This window comes from Anaerococcus porci, from assembly GCF_034090325.1.
GTDB lineage: Bacteria > Bacillota > Clostridia > Tissierellales > Peptoniphilaceae > Anaerococcus > Anaerococcus porci.
Genome location: NZ_JAXDSU010000038.1, coordinates 1 through 18,365, shown reverse-complemented (window position 1 = coordinate 18,365; position 18,365 = coordinate 1). Strand labels below are relative to the sequence as shown.

The window sequence follows — 18,365 nt, the reverse complement described above, 5'->3', positions numbered from 1 at the left end:
TGGATAACACAGACCCCTTCAGGGGTTAGCAAGTAAAAGTTGCGAGTGGTAAACCACAGGCGCCCTTGAGGCGCAGCTAGTAATAAAGGTCCTTTGGACCGCATAAGCAAAACCACCGGCTACGCCGGTGGATTTTTATTTTACAAAAATTAAAGAAAATTACATTATTGAAAATAAAGCATATTAAAAAGTTCACTTTTATATAAATATTTCTTGACTCTATAACAACTATAGAGTTTATAGTATTAAGGTATGATATTTTAAGGAGAATTAATAATGAATTATAAAAGAAAAGATGTATTAAAAAAGATGGCCTTATTTTCTATACCATATCTTATATCAATCCTTATGCAGGCTTTGTATGGTATGGCAGACTTATTTATAGTAGGTCAATTTAATGGAGTAGAAAGTATAACAGGAGTTTCTATAGGTAGTCAGGTTATGCATATGATAACTGTAATGATTATAGGTCTTGCTATGGGAACTACAGTACTTATTGGAAAAGCAGTAGGTAGTGGAAGAAAAGATGAGGAAGCAAAGATTATAGCTAATACTGTAAACATGTTTTTTATATTTTCTATAATCATTACCATAATTTTATTATATTTTCTAAAGTCCATAGTTTATCTTATGTCAACACCAAAAGATGCTATAAGCGAAACTATTCATTATCTTAGGGTATGCTTTTTGGGAATTCCTTTCATTGTTTCCTATAATGTAATAAGCTCTATTTTTAGAGGAAAGGGTGATAGCAAAACACCAATGTATTTTGTAGCTATTGCTTGTGTTTCAAATATTATCCTAGATTTTATTCTTATAGGTGTGCTAGGAATGGGAGCTATGGGTGCAGCACTTGGGACTGTCTTATCCCAGGCTGTAAGTGTGATTGTTTCCATTATTTTCATGATGATTAAAGATATGGGTATAAAAGTAAAAAAATCCGATTTCATTATAAATAATAGGATTATAAAAGAGCTACTTAAAACTGGTGTACCGATTTCTCTGCAAGATGGGTTTATACAAATATCATTTTTACTTATATCCTTATTTGCCAATCTTAGAGGAATAGAAGATGCAGCTGCAGTTGGCATAGTTGAAAAAATTATAGGAATTTTATTTTTAGTTCCTTCTACAATGCTTTCTACAGTATCAGCCTTATCGGCCCAATATCTTGGCGGTAAAAGAATTATTTATGCTAGAAAAACTCTTAAATATGCAATTTTACTTTGTTTTTCATTTTGTTTAATATCATTTTTATTAATGCAGTTTGTAGCAGAAGACATAGTGGGACTTTTTACAAGTGATAAGATGGTAATAATAAAGGGAGGTCAGTATATGAGAGGTTATGCTTTTGATTGTGTTCTTGCTGGAATTCACTTCTGTTTTAGTGGATATTTCTTTGCTTGCAAAAAATCTTTTTTATCTTTCTTTCATAACTGTGTATCAATCATATGTGCAAGAATTCCTATATCATATTTTGCATCAATTTACTTTAAAGATACACTTTTCCCAATGGGACTTGCACCAGCAGTTGGCTCTCTTATTTCAGTTATAATTTGTCTTATAGCCTATAAATTTATAAAAAAAGATGAGGATAAGCTTATAAAAAAAGAATTATTGAAGGAAAAGATATATGGAAAAAAATGACTTATTTAGAATAGGAGAGATGGCAAAGATTTTTCATCTAAGCGTGGGCACTTTAAGATATTATGAAAAGATAGGACTTATAAAACCTTATTATATAGATTTGAATTCTAATTACAGATACTATCATATTAGTCAATTTGAAAACTTTAATACTATAAGATATCTAAGAATTCTAGGCATGCCACTTGACAAGATATCTGAGTTTTTAAATGATAGGTCTATAGGAAGTATAAAAAATATGCTTAATGAACAAAAGGATGAAATTTCTAAAAAAATTAAGGAACTTACACTTATAAAAAGAAAAATAGATAACAGATTAGTTCAACTTGAAAGTGCAGAAAAAAGTAAACCAGGAATCATTAAGATTAAAAAAGTTCCATCTAGAAAAATTGCTTGGATAAAAAAAACTTCTAAAGTTAGAAATGATATAAATATAGAATTTTCTATAAGAGAACTTGAGAAAAACGAAAAAAATGCCATGGTGTTTTTTGGAAAGGTTGGACTTGGCATATCCAAAGAAAATCTTCAAAAATCAAATTATGATACCTATGATAGGGTTTTTCTAATTCTTGATAAGGAAGATAAGTACAATGGAGAAACTTCTTTTATAAAAGAGCATAAGTGTGTAATTATTAGGTATTTTGGAGGTCATGAAGAGGCTTTTAAGCAATATAAAAAATTAATGGTATTTATAAAAGAAAACAAGCTTGAAATAACTGGATTTTCACAAGAAATCACTCTAATTGATTATGGTTATTCCAATGATAAGTCAAGGTTTCTTACAGAGATACAAATTCCCATAAGTGATAGCCCCATAATTTTATAAATCTATGAATATATTAGCTTAATTGGTATAATTACTTTTAAAGGAAGTGAATTATGCAAAGAGAAAAACCATTTGTTTACATAGATACAAATTTTAGCTTATCAGAGATGTTAATGATAAAACTTGCCTTTAATTCAAGTGAGTTTGAGCTTGTAGGTTTATCAACTATAACATCTTTTATGGATAGTAAGACAGCAGCCAATAATATCCTTTCTATGGCAGGTGAGGAAGGTCTTATCTTTCCTATAGCTTCTGGAGAGAATAAGAACTTAAAGGGACAAGATATACTTAGTCTTGGTGAAAATAAGACTTATTTTAATAAGCCATTAGATTATTTACAAGAAGATGAAGGATATAAGGCTTTGTACCAAATAGCCCAAGATTGTGGAAGGCTTGATATAATTACTACAGGACCTTTGACAAATATTGCCAAGGCTATTATAAAATATCCAGACTTTGTTTCCTATATTGACCATATTTTTATATTTGGTTCAAGTTTTGGCATGGGCGATATCACTCTAAATTCAGAATTTAATTTCTTTACAGATCCAAAGGCTGTAAATATCGTTTTAAATGAAGATATAGAAACTTTTATTCTGCCTATTGATCTTTCAAATAGTTTAGGACTTTCTGATGATATTTTAAAAATTGATACTCATGATGAGATTTTATCTAAGATTTTTAATCTTTATAAAAAACTTGATAAGGATCAAAGAGATATATCTAGGGCACTTTTACTTTATATGGCCATGACTCCACAGGCATTTATATTTGAAGAAAAGTCTATCAAGGTAAGTGAAGATATTGATAGGGGAAGAATTTTAGAAATTGATGGGAAAAAGAAAAAATATATAGCAAATAGGGTAAATGAGAAAAGTTTTTATGACTTTTTAAGGGACAAACTAGGTGATATATAGATGAAGTTAAAAAGACCTGGGCAAAGAATTTTAAAAACATCACTGGCAGTTTTTTTATCCTTTGTTTTTTCCCATTTTAGGTCAAGCTATGCCTTGCCTTTTTATTCTGCCATAGCTGCGATTATTTGTACCAAATCAGACTTTAATGACTCTATAATTGTTGGGGTAAATAGGATTTTTGGGACACTCATAGGTGGTATTTGTGGATTTTTATATTTATTGTTTGTAAAAAATAGACTCAATAGTGAGCTTATAAATTATTTTTTTATCTCAATAATAATAGCCTTTTTGATATGGTTTATGTCAAGTATTAATAAACCTAATGCCATATCTATTATGGCAATAGTTTTTTGTTCTATATCTATAAATCACGCAGGAGAAAGCTTTGGAGCTATAGAATTTGCTTTAAATAGGACCTTAGATACCTTGGTAGGGGTTGTTATAGCAATCTTTATAAATTCTATAGACTTTGAGCTTAGAAAATTTATGATATTTAAGAAAAATAAGGACTCTAAGGACTTGTAGTCTAGAGCTTTTATTATTTGGATAGGTTTATATTTTAAAATAAAGGGTAGTAATTTAATAGAAAAATACAAGGAGATATTATGTTAAAGGTTAACAATGTTACAAAAAGCTTTGGTGATGTTACTGCCTTAGACCATGTAACTTTTGAAGTGGGAGATGGAGAGCTTTTTGGAGTTATAGGTCAAAATGGTGCTGGCAAGTCCACGCTTTTTAGGTGCATAATGGATTTTTATTCTAAATATGATGGCGAAATCACTTATAATGATAAGAAATTTTCAAAACTTGCTCTTGAAAAAATTGGATTTTTGCCAGAAGAAAGATCACTTGATCCAAAAAGAAAGGTAGAAGATCAAATTAGATATTTTGCCAAATTAAACAAGATGAAATTTTTATCAGATACTAAACTTAAAGAATGGTTTGATTACTTTGAAATAGATGGAAAACTATCATCAAAGATAAAGGAACTTTCTAAGGGCAACCAACAAAAGGTTCAACTTTTGTGTTCTTTAATCTATAAGCCAGAATTTGTAATTCTAGATGAGCCATTCTCAGGACTTGACCCTTACAATATAAGGCTTTTGCAATCTATCATAAAGGATATAAATAAGGAGGGAACTACAATTATGTTCTCTTCTCACAATATGGAAAATGTAGAAAGTCTATGTAATAAGTTAATCATGCTTAAAAAGGGAAAAATAGTTTTGAATGGTTCACCATCTGAGATAAGAAATTCTTATGAGAGAAAAAAACTTATTGTAGAAAGTGATAAGGACCTATTTTTCCTAAATGACGAGAATATTGAAATCTTATCTCAAGATGGAAATATGTGGACTTTTATCTTAAAAGATGAGGATTATGCTAAGGTTATTTTTAGAAAGATAGTTGATGAAATTGGATTTGTTCCATATTTTGACCAATCCCCACCAAGCCTTAATGAAATATTTGCAAGAAAGGTGAAAGAAAATGTCTAGATTTTTAACAGTATCCTTAGATACAGCCAAAAAACATATCAAATCAGCTTCCTTTTGGATTATGGTTCTTATGCCTTTTATAATGGCTATTATAATATGGGTAATAGGCTATATATCATCTTCAAATAAAACTCCAGATACTATAGCAGTTGTTACTGAAGATAGCTATAAGAAAAAATTTGAAGAAAATCCCTTGGTTGATTTTAAATTTATAAATAATAGGAATGAGGCTAAAAAAGCTCTAGAAGATAAGGAAATATCAGCCTATCTTCTAGTGGAAAACAAGGAAGGGATAATAAACTTTGATTACTATGGAGATACTACAGCGAAAATTCCCCTTATTGCTATAAATTCACTTTCAGAAGAAATCCAACATGAAGAAAATTTGAAAAATTCTAATATTAATGCCAAACAAAATGCTATACTTTCTCAAAAAGCATCTGTTAATCTTCATGAAATAAAGGATAATTTGCAAAATCCAGTTAATATGATTGCCTTATTTGGAACAATTATGATAATGTATTTTGTATTAATAATTTATTCACAAATTATAATGCTTGATATAGCTGTAGAAAAGGGTTCTAAGATGCTAGAATTTATCTTCTCATCAGTTAAAGCTGGAACTTACATGGCAGGTAAAATCTTTGGGACAATACTAGCCCTAATAATTCACATAGGTATATATATAGTTTTTGGATTAATAAGCTTTGCTATAATAAGGCTTACTGGTTTGTGGGATAAGATAGGGCAAATGATTGATTTGAATAATATTTTAAAGGGGGCCAATTATCCTTTAATTGCAGAAATATTTTTGTTCATGGTATTAGGAATAATGATATTTATTATACTTTCAGCCATGCTAGGCTCTTTGGTACAAAAGCAAGAAGATGCTGGAAAGATGTCTACGCCTATTATGCTTATAATTATGTTTGCCTACTTTATATCAATATCCTTTGTTGGAAGTGAGCCAAACTTATTTATAAAAATACTTTCATATATCCCATTTGTATCAACTTTCTTTATGCCAATGAGATTAATCTATGAAAATGCAACACTCATACAAGGTTCTATATCACTTCTTATCCTATTTGTAGGAATTATAGTAATGTATATAATAGCTTCAAGGGTATACAAGAAAAATATACTAAATTATTCAACAGATAAACTATTTGGAAGAGGAAAGAAACTTAAATTAAAAAAGAAAAATAAATAAAATAAGAGGGACTGATGCAAAATAATGAATTATTTTGTATCAATCCCTGATTTTTTGTTTATTTTTTATAAATTCTGTAATTTATTCCACCAACAAGGTCAACTTGGTAGTCTGATTCATCAAAGTATCCTTTTAAAAACTCATACCTATATAAATGATAAGGGGAATTCTCAACTCTTAGTTCAAAGTCTTTTGTATTTATTTCAAAGGATTCATGGTGGTCGTGACTATGTCCACCTTCACAGGTATTATTTAAAGAATCCTCAGGATTGACAAAGTTTTTAAAGTATTTTTCATGACAATTTACATTGGTTATTAAAAATAAGTCTCCATTTTTATCAATACTTGCAGAAAGTCCATTATCACAAGGCATTCCATCAAGCAAGTACATATTTAAATCAGAAAAAATATCATTGAAATTGTCAAAACATTTATCTTTAGCCTTTTTTTTTCCAAATTCAAATAACTTACCTTTAGCATTATCTGAATTTTTAATGGCATAGGCAAGTCTATTTTCAACCACATCAATCTTTGAGTCAAGCCAACCATGAATATTTTCTTGATCTATTAAAGTATCCAAACTTTCACGACTTACAGCTTTGATTTGTTTATCTAATTTTTCTGTATTTCCATCAAGAAGATAGTTTGTAATCTCATCTTGAAATTTTATTTTATCATACATCATATAATGTATAGGTCCTAGAAATTCACTCATTTAATCACTCCTTTATTCTATCTTAGTATTATAATAAAAATTTTAAAATAATACCGTAACAAATGTTACATATCTACTTTACAATGAAAAATTAATTTTAAAAGATAGGTTGGCATAAAAAGAATAAATTTACAATTTACCATGCCTATTATATAATTGATTTGTATATCTTACATAGATTCATAGATTAATTTGATAAGGAGGATCAGATGAATAATCTTAATACTAAAAAACTTACATATACAGGCTTATTCATAGCTTTAGTATTTATTTTTTCGGCATTTTTCCAAATACCTCTTGCAACACCAATGGGAGAGACAAGATTTCATTTAGGAAATACTTTTTGTATTCTAGCAGGAATAATTCTTGGACCAGGTTTTGGAGGACTTGCATCAGGATTGGGTTCTGTAATATTTGACCTAACAAACCCGCTCTACTTTGCATCAGCACCCTTTACTTTTATAAATAAATTTATGATGGGATTTGTGGCAGGCCTAGTTTATAAACAACTAGGAAAAAAGGATTCAAAAAAATCAGTTGTAATAGCAGGAATACTAGGACAAATAACATATATAATACTTTATTTAAGCTATACCTTTCTAAAAAATAAAATAGCAATGGGCTTATCAAATGTAGCAAACCTTACAGAAGTAGTACAAAAACTTGGAGTCTCAAGTATAAATGGGCTTATTTCTGTAATAATAGCTTCTATATTTGCTCTTGCAATAATAAAAAAGGTTAAATTAGATTAAATTTAAAAATATAATTTTTAAAAAGACGGATTTTTATTTCTGTCTTTTTTTTATATAAAAACGAGCTTAATATATTAAGGAATCTAAAAGCTTATGGGTATAATGTATATAAAAGAATATTAATTTTTAAGGAAAGAGAAAGAAGAAAGGATAAGTAATGATTTATAAAAGATTTGATGATAAATTAGTAATTAGACTTAGAAAAGGTGACAAACTTGTAGAAAGTGTAAGAGAAATCTTAGAAAAAGAAAATATTAAAGCAGGTTTTGTTACAGGAATTGGAGCTACTAATGATCTTAATATAGGTTTATATGATCCAAAAGAGAAAAAATACAATAGTAAAACTTATAAGGAAGACTTGGAGATAACAAATTTTGCTGGAAATATTTCAAATATGGATGGCAAGCTTTACACTCATTTTCATATAACCTGTGGAAAAAGTGATGGAACAGCTATTGCAGGTCACTTAAATGAAGCTGTAATTTCTCTAACTGCAGAGATTTTTATCACTATTATTGATGGAGAAATTAATAGAATTTATGATGAAGAATTGGGACTAAATTTAATTGAGTTTTAATATGAATACTTTTATTTTTGATATGGATGGAACTATCTTTGATACTGAAAGTTTTTATTATGAAACTTGGCTTGACTTAGCTAAGATTCATGGCTTTGATTTTGGTATTGAAGATAAGATGAACTTATCAGGAAAACAAAATAAGGAAGCCATAGCCTACATGGTGAAAAACTTCAAAATGGATGAGGATAAGGCTATCTCTTTGAGGGCTGAGTTAAATCAATTAAGGGATGATAAATTTAAAACACTTGATTATTCCTTAAAAAAGGAGGGACTTTTAGAGATCCTATCCTATCTTAAAAAGGAAAATAAAAAAATAGGTCTTGCTTCATCATCTATAAAATCTAGGATTAATTTTTTGCTTGATAGGGAAGGAGTAGGTGGATTTTTTGATACTGTAATTTCATCAGATGATATAGTAAAGGGGAAACCAGATCCCGAAATATTTAATCTTTGTATGGAAAGATTAAACTCAAATAAAGAAACAACTTATATAATCGAAGATTCCCTTGCTGGGATAAAGGCTGCCAAGGCAAGTGGGGCTGTAGCAGTTTTAATCCTTGATCTTGATAAAAGTGATGAGATAAAATCTCATGCAGACCTTGTTTTCAACTCACTTTTAGATTTTTTAAACTTTATTAAAAAAAATGAAATTGAGGATAGAAGGGATAAAAATTTTAAGATAAATTGTCCTTATTGTAAAACTACTTTCGAAAAATCTCTTCCCACAGCAATTCTAAGGCACATGGAAAGCTATAATCTTTTGGAAGATAATAAATTAGACCTTGTAAAATGTCCTTCATGTGGTCATGAATTTAGGCTTAATTATAGGTTTGCTTATACTGACTATGAGAAAAAACTCATGTTTTTAAATGACCCTAAATTTGAAAAAAAAATTAACCAATTAGCCTTTAAGTCCTCTCTTAAACTTGTGGATAGGATAAAGGGAGAAAGTATGGATGGATTTATTATAAGGATGACCACAAATATAGAAGATTTAAGGGAAAAGATTAGGATATATGAAGATAAGAAGATTGATAATATAGTTGAACTTATGAAAATTGTAATTAAGGAGAATCCAGACTTTAAAGTAGATACTAAATCTATTAAAGGATTTTTCTATAAAAATCATAATAAATTTAAGATTATCACCAATACTGGTTCATACGAAATGGATTTTATAGAAGATTTATATAAATCGCTTTTAGATAAGTATGGGGACTTGATAGATGAAAAGGAAGTAAGTCTTGTTGATAAAACTTGGGCTTATGATATGATAAAATCTCTATGATAGTATATTTAGATAAGGAAAATTTAAGAAAGGATGTCTATGATATCTTAAATATTTTCTATGAAAGAGATGACTTTTGCTTTGTAGAAGAAAAGAGTAAAGCAGATATTTTAATTGAAGACAAAAAGATAATATATGATGGGAAGGAGATTTTCTTGAAAGATAAATTAGATATGAAAATCTCCCTATATGAAATCCTAGAAAAAATTACAGGAAAATCATCGGCTTGGGGAATCTTAACAGGTTCAAAACCATTAAAGCTTTTAAAAAATCATAGCCTTACTGACTTAAAAAATATATATAAGGTCTCTGATAAAAAAATTGGCTTATTAAAGTCTGTAAAACTTAGTCAAGATAAGAAAAATTTCAATAAAAATGATTTTAATATTTATATAAATATTCCATTTTGCCCAAAAAGATGTTCTTACTGCTCTTATCCTACTATTGTGTCTAACACAGTAGATAAAAAAGCTTATATCAAAACTATCATAAAAGAAATTAGTGAGATTAATATTCCAAAAAAACTAGATACAATCTATATAGGAGGAGGAACTCCTTCAAATCTTGATAAAGAAGATATAAAAAGAATCCTTAAAGCTTTAGATAATAAATTTAGCTACATGGAATTTACATTTGAAGCTGGAAGAGAAGATAGTCTAGATTTTGATAAACTTAAATTATTAAAAGACATGGGAGTTGGCAGAATATCCCTAAATCCACAGACTTTTACTAAAAGTGTGCTAAAAAATATAGATAGACCTTTAGACTTTGATAACTTTATAAAATTATATGATTATGCTAAAAGTTTGGGATTTATCATAAATATGGACTTTATCATAGGACTTTTTGGAGAAAGCAGGGAAAGTTTTAGGAAAAATTTCAATATTTTAGAAAAGCTAAGACCAAACAATATAACCTTTCATGCCTTGGCTCAAAAGGTAGGATCTAAGTTTTTTGAAAATAAGGTAAATGGAGATAAGGATGAAGCCTATAAAATTTCAAATGATATAGAAAATTTCATTAAAGAAAATTCCTATAAGCCTTATTATTTATATAGGCAAAAAAATATAATAGGAAACCTTGAAAATGTAGGATATGAGATAGGTAATACAGCACAAAGATATAATATCTTAATAAATGAAGAGCTTGAAAATATTATAGGACTTGGTATGAATTCCAATACTAAGCTTACTAATGGCAAAAAATACAGAAATAGCAGAAATCTCAGAGATTATTATAAGAATATAGGAGATGAGATATATAAAAAAAATAAATTGATTGAAGAATTTTTGATTAATAATTAAAAATAAAAGGAGTAGCCATGGATAAGGATATAAAATTAGTTGCAATTGATCTTGACGGGACTCTTTTAGACTCTCATAAGGAAGTTGCAAAGAGAAATATTGATGCTATTAATAAAATTAGAAGCAAGGGAGTCTATGTGGTAATTTCTACAGGTAGGCCATGTGCTGGATTTTCTTGGATACTTGATAAGCTTAATCTTTTTCATGATGATGACTATTCTATAACAAATACCGGTACTCTTATCATGAAGAATATGGACAAGTCAGATGTTTGGAAAAAGTGCCTTAGCATGAAAGACTTCAAATTTGCCCAAACTCTTATTAAAGACGATATGCAAATAGGAATTTACAATAAATATTCTATTTTAAATAATTATAAGGTTATAAACAAACATTTCTTATTTGAGGCAGATATATTAAAAATGCCTATAGAAAAATTTGATGAAAGCGATATGAATACAGATGTTGATAGGATTACTATAACTGGAGATACCCATATAATGGATGAGTTTTCTGAAAAATATAACGAAAAATTATTAAGAGATTACCAAACAGTAAGAAATGTACCAGAAGTTTTCGAAATTTTAAACAAAAAAGCAGATAAGGGAAAAGCCTTAACAGAACTTGGGAAAATGCTTGGTATAGAGCTTGATGAAATGCTTGCAATTGGAGATTCAAATAATGATAAGTCAATGCTTTCAATCGTTGGAATTCCTGCGACTTGCTCAAATGGACTAAAATCAGTTAAGGATATATGTAAGATAGTATCAGACTTTTCAAATGATGAGGCAGGAGTAGCAAGAATAATAGAAGAAGTTTTTGATATATGAATTTATTAAAAAGGCTATTGCCAATAATTGATTATTTGCAATAGCCTTTTTTTTACCATTTAATATGAACAACAGGTTTTATCAAATCTCTTGGTTTTTCATGCATTATATTAAAGGCATCTTCAATTTTTTCAAAACCATCATATGATTTATTTAGTAAAAGTGATGGGTCAACTCTCTTATTTGCAATCATATTTAAGAGCCTTTCAATTCTTTTTGCTCCACCTGGACAAAATCCTCCCACTATTGATATATCACCCATACCAAGTCCCCATTCAAGGGTTGGGAAAGATATGGTATCTTTAGAGTCAAAATAATTAACATTTGAAATAAAACCATTTGGTTTAACCATTCTTAAAGCTTGATTTATTGAATTGGCATTTCCACCAGCTATAATCACAGAATCAATACCGTTTGGGAAAAGTTCTTTAACCTGCTCATCTACAGGACCTTCTTTATAATTTATAATCTCACTAGCCCCATATTTTTTTGCCAGTTCAACACAATTAGGTCTTGTACCAACACCTATAATGTGACCTGCTCCTTGAAGTTTAGCTCCTGCTACAGCCATAAGACCAACTGGACCAATTCCTATGACTACAACATTATCTCCAAACTTAACCCTAGCATTTTCTACCCCATAAAAACCTGTACTCATCATATCGCAAGTCATAAGAGCTTGGTCTACAGTTACATTTTTAGGTAGGTGAACTAGGTTAGCATCAGCATTATTGACATGGAAAAATTCCGCAAAAGATCCATCTTTTGAATTTAAAAATTTAAAAGATCCCATAAATCTACTATCATGAGCGTTGTTTATATTACGGTCTTGAAGACCTACTTCGTTCCAATCTGGTGTAACACATGGAACAACTACTACATCACCTTTTTTAAATCTTTTTATTTCGGATGAAACTTCAACAACTTCAGCTACAGCCTCATGACCTAAGATTAAATTTTCCTTAACTCCAGCTCCACCATGAGCTGAGTGAGTGTCAGATGAACAAGGTGCTAGAGCAATAGGTCTTAAAATAGCATCATTTCCCTTTAAGGATGGCTTCTTTTTTTCAATCCAACCAGTTTTTGGTGTCTTTATTACTCCAAATCCTTTCATATATCTCTCCTTTTATGTTTAACTTCAAAATCTTCTAATAATTTATACCCAAGAAGATAGAAATTAAAAATATTAAATTATAAAATATTGAAAATAAGCTAAAAACTAGTATTATAAAACAGTAATTGTTTGCGTAAGATTTTAAAAATCTTTAAGATTTTATATTGAAATATAAAATCAGATATGAAGGAGGAGATATGAGTAGATTTTGCTCTCTATCCTCAGGATCTTCGGGAAATTGTGTCTTTGTTGAGCATAGAGGTAAAAAAATTCTTATAGATTGTGGTTTTTCAGGAAGAACTATAGAAAAACTTCTTAAGAAAATCGGAGAAAATGCTAACGATCTAGATGGAATCTTCATAACTCATGAGCATGCAGATCATGTTAAAGGAGCAGGAGTTTTATCTAGAAGGTATAATTTACCTATCTATGCTAATAAGGGAACTTGGCTTTCTTTGATAAAATCATGTGGAAAAATAAAAGAAGAAAATATCAAATTATTCAAGAGTAATGAGTTTTTAAATTTTAAGACATTTGATATCTTGCCAATTAGAATCCACCATGATGCCAAAGAACCAGTTGGATTTATCCTATACTTAGACAATAAAAAGATAACTGTCCTTACAGATACAGGAATTATAGATGAAAAGATTGCAATTGAAATTAGGGGCTCTGATATATATTATTTTGAGGCGAATCATGACCTTGAGGCCCTCAAGAGAGGTCCATACACCTATCCTATGAAAGTTAGGATTATGGGAAATATGGGACATTTATCAAATGAGCAATCAGCTATGGCTTTGGCTGATGCCCTAGAAGGTAAGAATGAGAAAATATTTCTTGCTCACCTTTCAGATACTAATAATTCTGCTGATTTGTGTAAGTTAACAGTTGAAAATTACCTAAAATCATGTGGCTTAGATACTGATAGAGATATAAAGTTAGAGGTTGCTAGAAGGTATGAACCTTCAACCATAGTGGAGTTATAATGGATATAGAAGAAATAGAAAAATCGATAATAAAAAAATATAGGAAGGAACTTTGGTCTAAGTTTGTCAAGGCTGTCAAAAAGTTTGAGCTTATTAATGAAGGAGATAAGGTATGTTGTGCAATTTCTGGAGGAAAGGACTCACTCCTTACTGCAAAACTTGTAGAAGAGCTTCATAAACACTCAAATGTGGATTTTGAAGTAGAATATCTTTCAATGGACCCGGGATATGACTCTTACAATAGAAAGCTATTAGAAGAAAACTTGGCTTACTTAAATATAGATGCCCATATATATGATTCAGATATCTTTGAAGTAAGTGAGAAGATTTCTGGAGACTATCCTTGTTATATGTGTGCAAGGATGAGAAGGGGATTTCTTTATGCCAAGGCCAAAGAGTTAGGTTGTAATAAGATTGCTCTAGGTCATCATATGAATGATGCCATAGAAACTACTCTTATGAATATATTCTATGCTGGAAATTTCAAGACCATGAAGCCAAAGCTTAAAGCTCAAAACTTTGAAAACATTGAGCTTATAAGGCCAATGTACTTTATAGAAGAAAAAGATATAATAGCTTGGAGGGACTATGCTGGACTTAATGCTCTAAATTGTGCCTGTACAGTAACAAAAAAAAGCGAGTCCTATACTAGAAAAAAGATTAAAAATCTAATTGATGACTTAAAAGACGATATACCAAATCTTGAAAAATCAATCCTAAGATCTGCCGACAATGTAAATTGCGACATGGTATTAGGTTATACCTTAAATGGCAAAAAACATTCATTCTTGGAGGAATTTGAACAATGATATTAGACTTATTAAAGGTAGCTATCCTTTCAATTGTAGAGGGAGTTACAGAATTTTTACCTGTTTCATCAACAGGACACCTTATTTTGGTAAACGAATTTGTAAAACTTGAACCAGATGGTTTTGCCAATGCTTTTAACGTTATAATCCAGCTTGGGGCTATACTCTCAGTAGTAGTCTTATATTTTAGAAAACTTAACCCTTGGGATTATGAGAAGACAAGAAACTACTTTCCCAAAAATTACAATAATTTAAATATGCAATCAAAGGCATATTATAGGCTAAGTCATCCTGACCAAAATACCATAGAATTATGGAAAAGGGTAATAATTGGGGTTATACCTGCAGGAGTTTTGGGACTTTTACTTGATGATTTTATAGATGAACACTTATTTAAGCCAATGGTCGTTGCAGCAATGCTTTTGATTTGGGGTATAATTATAATCTTGGTTGAGAATAAAAATAAAAGAGAAAAAATGCAAAGACTTGATAATCTAAGCTTGATTTCTTTTAAAACAGCCTTTTTTATAGGATGCTTTCAAGTTCTTGCAATGGTACCAGGAACAAGTAGATCAGCTGCAACTATAATAGGAGCCATGCTTTTAGGCTTGTCAAGGGGAGCAAGTGCAGAATTCTCATTCTTTCTTGCAATACCAACTATGCTTGGAGCAACCCTACTTAAGGTTATTAAAAATGTATCAGGTTTTTCAGGCTATGAGTGGTTTTTAATCCTTGTAGGAATGGTTTTATCATTTATAGTTGCCTATATAGTTATAAAGAAATTTATATCTTATGTTCAAAGAAATGATTTTATAATCTTTGGGAAGTACAGGATAGTCTTATCTATTCTTGTATTTTTATTCTTTGTAATATTTAGGTAAATATCAGGGGATTTATTCCCCTTATTTTTATGCTTTAAAAAAACTTACTAATGGTGTAAAATTAGACTAAGAGTTAAAATTAGACAAAGAGGAAAATAGATGAAAATATTATTTTTTATATCAGCATTTGCACTTTTTTATGCAATGCTAGGTTATCCAATTACTTTAATATTACTGGATAAAATTTTAAAAAAGGAAAACAAAAAGGACTATACATATAAACCCAAGGTATCAATGATAATTTCAGCCTATAATGAAGAAAAAGTTATAGAAAAAAAACTTGAAAATATCACAAAATCAGACTACAAAAATCTCGAAATCATTATAGCCAATGACTGCTCTGATGATAGGACTGTAGAAATTTCTCAAAATTTCATAAAGAATCATCCAGACATAGACATAAAAATAAATACAGCAAAAGACCACTTTGGAAAGACTAATGCACAAAATGAGGCAGTTGCTGTGGCAAATGGTGAGATTATAGTTTTCTCTGATGCAAACTCCATGTTTAAGGAAGATGCTATAAAAGAGCTAGTATCATATTTTACCTCAGATGATATAGAATATGTATGTGGTTCACTAATATATAAAAAAGATGATGATATATCAAGCGTTGTTGCAGAAAATACTTATTGGAATCTTGAGCTTAAGATGCGTGAAATAGAAAGTAAGATTGATACTATAGCTGCAGGAAATGGGGCAATCTATGCTTGTCGAAAAAAAGACTACAGACACTATAATCTTGTTTCAAGTCATGACTATGAAATGCCACTTTATGCAGGACTTAGTAATAAAAGAGCACTTTACAATAAGGATGCCATAGCAGTAGAAAAGGCAGGAGCTACAACTGAAGATGAATTCAAAAGAAAGGTTAGGATGCAAAGAAGGATATTGACAAATATTTTTACAAACTTAAAAAGACTCAATGTATTTAAATATGGTTGGTTTTCTTTCTTTCACTTTAATCACAAGACCCTTAGGTTTTTACAAAGCTTTTTTCATATAGTTTTATTTGTAAGCAACATATTTTTGTTAAATGAAGGGCCATTTTATAAAATTACATTTTTAGGACAAATTTTATTTTACCTAATAGCCCTACTTGGATATTTAACGAAATCTCAATCAAAATTATTATATTTTCCACTTTATTATTCTATGATGATGCTTGCACAAATAAAGGGTGCTATCAACGAAGCAAGTGGTAAAAGCAAGCCAACATGGGAGAAGGCAGAATCAACAAGGTAGAATTATGAGATTAGAAGTATTAGTATCAACTATGCATCAAAATAGCATAGACTTTTATAAGAAATTAAATATAAAATCAGATTGCATAATAATAAATCAAACTGATAAAGAAAACTATGATGAAGTGATAGATAAAGGCCACAAGATAAGGATGATATCTACAAAAACAAGGGGACTTGGTAGGAGTAGAAATATTGGATTATTAAATTCTAAAGCTGATATAATATTATTATGTGATGATGATGAAGTACTTGAAGATGATTATGTTGAAAAAGTTAAATCGGAATTTGAAAATTATTCTGATACACATTTTTTCATAATGAAGACTATAATTTATCAAAATGGAGAAGAGATTATAAAGGTAAAAGATGATAGTGAACTTAAACTATATAATAGTTTAAAATATGGGTCAGTTCACTTTGCCTTTAAAAGAGAAGTAATAGAAAAGTACAATATGTCATTTTCGACTTACTTTGGAGCAGGTACAAATCATGGCTCAGGTGAGGATTCTTTATTTCTAAGAGATGCTTTCAAAAATAATCTTAAAGTAAGATCATCAAATAAGCTTATTGCAAAAGTATACAACGATGAGTCTACATGGTTTACAGGCTATGATGAAAAACATTTTTTTGATAAAGGAGTGCTTTCTAAGGCTTTATTTCCCAAAGCTTATAGGTTATATATAGAATACTACCTAAAAGGTCACGAAAAATTAATGATAAATATAGATAAAAAGACAGCTAGAAAGAAGATGTTGGAAGGGGCGAAATATTTTGGAGGTTAAGATGAAAAAGAAAAAATCGATATTAAGCGTTATACCCAAAGCTCTAGTTTTTGGTATTATAGTGGGTATAGGATTTTACTTTTTGGCACCAAGACTTGGTCTTAAAAGTTATAGGGCGCAAGCCAAAATACTTACAACTGATACTAAAAATATAGAAAAAGATGATAAGACTGCCTACACTTATGCAGAAACTGTAAATTCAGATGCTATTAAAAATAAGGTTATAGAAAATCTAAAACTTAATTTAAATCCAGCAGAACTTGACGAAAAGATGGATATTGATACAGTATCAAACACCCATATTATTAATATAAATGTAAAAGATAGTGTAAAATTAAGGGCAGAAGACATAGCAGATGAGTATGCAGATCTTACGGTTTCAGTAATAAATCAATTATATAATGCAAATGCCAAAGTTCTTGACTATGCTTATCAAAACGGATCTTTATTAAAGCCTTCGGCAGAAATGACAACTAGAGTTGGTCTTGCAGCCTTTGTAACATATTTTATCCTATCTTCTTTGCGAATATTCTTATCAAACTCTAGAATAGAAGATGAAATTATAGACGACAATAGAAAAGTTATAAGAAAAGTAGTCTTTGAAGAAGATAATGATAATGAAAAAGCTAAAGATTATGAAGATAAAGAAGAAATTGAAGAGAATAAAGATAATGAAGAATTTGTAGTTTATGAAGAAGTTGAAGAAGACAAAGAAGATGAAAAAACTAAGGAATCTGTAAAAATAGATGAGTTCAATAAAGTAGAAGAAGACTATGGATATAGGTATAAGAATACTAAAGAGGATAAAGAAGAAAATGTAGAAACAAGGGAAATATTCATAAATGACGGTAAAAAATATATGATTATATCTGATATACCAAAATATGAAGATGGTGATTTAGATGTTTAATAAGAACAAGAATTTAAGAGTAAAAAAAGCTTTTGAAAATCTTAAAGAAAACTTTATAAAGGCGG

General features: G+C 29.5%; 19 protein-coding genes. 17 read left to right on the top strand and 2 right to left on the bottom strand.

What is annotated here, in order from left to right:
- Window positions 1–276 precede the first annotated feature (276 nt).
- The 6 genes from SOR60_RS03870 to SOR60_RS03845 all read left to right on the top strand — a co-directional run bounded on the left by SOR60_RS03870 (window position 277) and on the right by SOR60_RS03845 (window position 6,099).
- Entirely contained in the window at window positions 277–1,647 is a 1,371-nt protein-coding gene (locus tag SOR60_RS03870; RefSeq protein WP_320595247.1) for an MATE family efflux transporter, read from the top strand.
- The gene (locus SOR60_RS03865) at window positions 1,634–2,473 is read left to right on the top strand and encodes a MerR family transcriptional regulator (RefSeq protein ID WP_320595246.1); all 840 of its coding nucleotides are present in this window, start codon (window positions 1,634–1,636) and stop codon (window positions 2,471–2,473) included. The genes SOR60_RS03870 and SOR60_RS03865 overlap by 14 nt, the downstream gene beginning before the upstream one ends.
- 53 nt (window positions 2,474–2,526) lie before the next feature.
- Window positions 2,527–3,390, top strand: a complete 864-nt coding sequence (locus SOR60_RS03860) for a nucleoside hydrolase (protein ID WP_154539938.1) — start codon at window positions 2,527–2,529, stop codon at window positions 3,388–3,390.
- Entirely contained in the window at window positions 3,391–3,915 is a 525-nt protein-coding gene (locus SOR60_RS03855; RefSeq protein WP_154539940.1) for an FUSC family protein, read from the top strand. It abuts the gene before it with no gap.
- An 80-nt stretch (window positions 3,916–3,995) separates the two neighbouring features.
- The gene (locus SOR60_RS03850) at window positions 3,996–4,886 is read left to right on the top strand and encodes an ABC transporter ATP-binding protein (protein ID WP_154539942.1); all 891 of its coding nucleotides are present in this window, start codon (window positions 3,996–3,998) and stop codon (window positions 4,884–4,886) included.
- Window positions 4,879–6,099 carry an ABC transporter permease gene (locus SOR60_RS03845; RefSeq protein ID WP_320595245.1) on the top strand — a complete coding sequence of 407 codons (1,221 nt, stop codon included), beginning with the start codon at window positions 4,879–4,881 and terminating at the stop codon, window positions 6,097–6,099. Before SOR60_RS03850 ends, SOR60_RS03845 begins: the two co-directional genes overlap by 8 nt.
- A 58-nt stretch (window positions 6,100–6,157) precedes the next feature.
- Here the strand turns inward: SOR60_RS03845 and SOR60_RS03840 are convergent, their stop codons facing one another.
- The gene (locus tag SOR60_RS03840) at window positions 6,158–6,814 is read right to left on the bottom strand and encodes a hypothetical protein (protein ID WP_320595244.1); all 657 of its coding nucleotides are present in this window, start codon (window positions 6,812–6,814) and stop codon (window positions 6,158–6,160) included.
- 209 nt (window positions 6,815–7,023) lie between these two features.
- Between SOR60_RS03840 and SOR60_RS03835 the strand changes: the two genes are divergently transcribed.
- The 5 genes from SOR60_RS03835 to SOR60_RS03815 all read left to right on the top strand — a co-directional run bounded on the left by SOR60_RS03835 (window position 7,024) and on the right by SOR60_RS03815 (window position 11,568).
- A complete protein-coding gene (locus SOR60_RS03835) occupies window positions 7,024–7,566 on the top strand; it encodes an ECF transporter S component (protein ID WP_154539948.1) in 543 nt (180 codons plus the stop codon).
- Window positions 7,567–7,723: 157 nt separating this feature from the next.
- Entirely contained in the window at window positions 7,724–8,143 is a 420-nt protein-coding gene (locus SOR60_RS03830; protein WP_154539950.1) for a PPC domain-containing DNA-binding protein, read from the top strand.
- A 1-nt stretch (window position 8,144) separates the two neighbouring features.
- Window positions 8,145–9,434: an HAD-IA family hydrolase gene (locus SOR60_RS03825; protein WP_320595243.1), complete on the top strand. Its 1,290-nt coding sequence runs from the start codon at window positions 8,145–8,147 to the stop codon at window positions 9,432–9,434.
- Window positions 9,431–10,738, top strand: coding sequence for a radical SAM protein (locus SOR60_RS03820; RefSeq protein ID WP_320595242.1), 1,308 nt, complete (start codon window positions 9,431–9,433; stop codon window positions 10,736–10,738). The genes SOR60_RS03825 and SOR60_RS03820 overlap by 4 nt, the downstream gene beginning before the upstream one ends.
- A gap of 17 nt (window positions 10,739–10,755) precedes the next feature.
- Entirely contained in the window at window positions 10,756–11,568 is an 813-nt protein-coding gene (locus tag SOR60_RS03815; RefSeq protein ID WP_320595241.1) for a Cof-type HAD-IIB family hydrolase, read from the top strand.
- A 52-nt stretch (window positions 11,569–11,620) separates the two neighbouring features.
- Here the strand turns inward: SOR60_RS03815 and SOR60_RS03810 are convergent, their stop codons facing one another.
- Window positions 11,621–12,682: a zinc-binding dehydrogenase gene (locus SOR60_RS03810; RefSeq protein WP_320595240.1), complete on the bottom strand. Its 1,062-nt coding sequence runs from the start codon at window positions 12,680–12,682 to the stop codon at window positions 11,621–11,623.
- 197 nt (window positions 12,683–12,879) lie between these two features.
- Here SOR60_RS03810 and SOR60_RS03805 point away from each other — a divergent pair, with 197 nt between their 5' ends.
- From SOR60_RS03805 to SOR60_RS03780, 6 genes are all read left to right on the top strand, one after another.
- Window positions 12,880–13,671 carry an MBL fold metallo-hydrolase gene (locus SOR60_RS03805; RefSeq protein WP_320595239.1) on the top strand — a complete coding sequence of 264 codons (792 nt, stop codon included), beginning with the start codon at window positions 12,880–12,882 and terminating at the stop codon, window positions 13,669–13,671.
- Window positions 13,671–14,480 carry a tRNA 2-thiocytidine biosynthesis TtcA family protein gene (locus SOR60_RS03800; protein ID WP_320595238.1) on the top strand — a complete coding sequence of 270 codons (810 nt, stop codon included), beginning with the start codon at window positions 13,671–13,673 and terminating at the stop codon, window positions 14,478–14,480. The genes SOR60_RS03805 and SOR60_RS03800 overlap by 1 nt, the downstream gene beginning before the upstream one ends.
- Window positions 14,477–15,361 (top strand): undecaprenyl-diphosphate phosphatase, encoded by an 885-nt coding sequence (locus SOR60_RS03795; RefSeq protein ID WP_154539964.1) that lies wholly within the window; start codon window positions 14,477–14,479, stop codon window positions 15,359–15,361. The genes SOR60_RS03800 and SOR60_RS03795 overlap by 4 nt, the downstream gene beginning before the upstream one ends.
- A gap of 99 nt (window positions 15,362–15,460) precedes the next feature.
- Window positions 15,461–16,606, top strand: a complete 1,146-nt coding sequence (locus SOR60_RS03790; RefSeq protein ID WP_320595237.1) for a glycosyltransferase — start codon at window positions 15,461–15,463, stop codon at window positions 16,604–16,606.
- Between the two features lie 4 nt (window positions 16,607–16,610).
- Window positions 16,611–17,390 carry a glycosyltransferase gene (locus tag SOR60_RS03785; protein WP_320595236.1) on the top strand — a complete coding sequence of 260 codons (780 nt, stop codon included), beginning with the start codon at window positions 16,611–16,613 and terminating at the stop codon, window positions 17,388–17,390.
- 1 nt (window position 17,391) lies between these two features.
- Window positions 17,392–18,300 (top strand): YveK family protein, encoded by a 909-nt coding sequence (locus SOR60_RS03780; RefSeq protein WP_176269709.1) that lies wholly within the window; start codon window positions 17,392–17,394, stop codon window positions 18,298–18,300.
- Window positions 18,301–18,365: the final 65 nt, after the last annotated feature.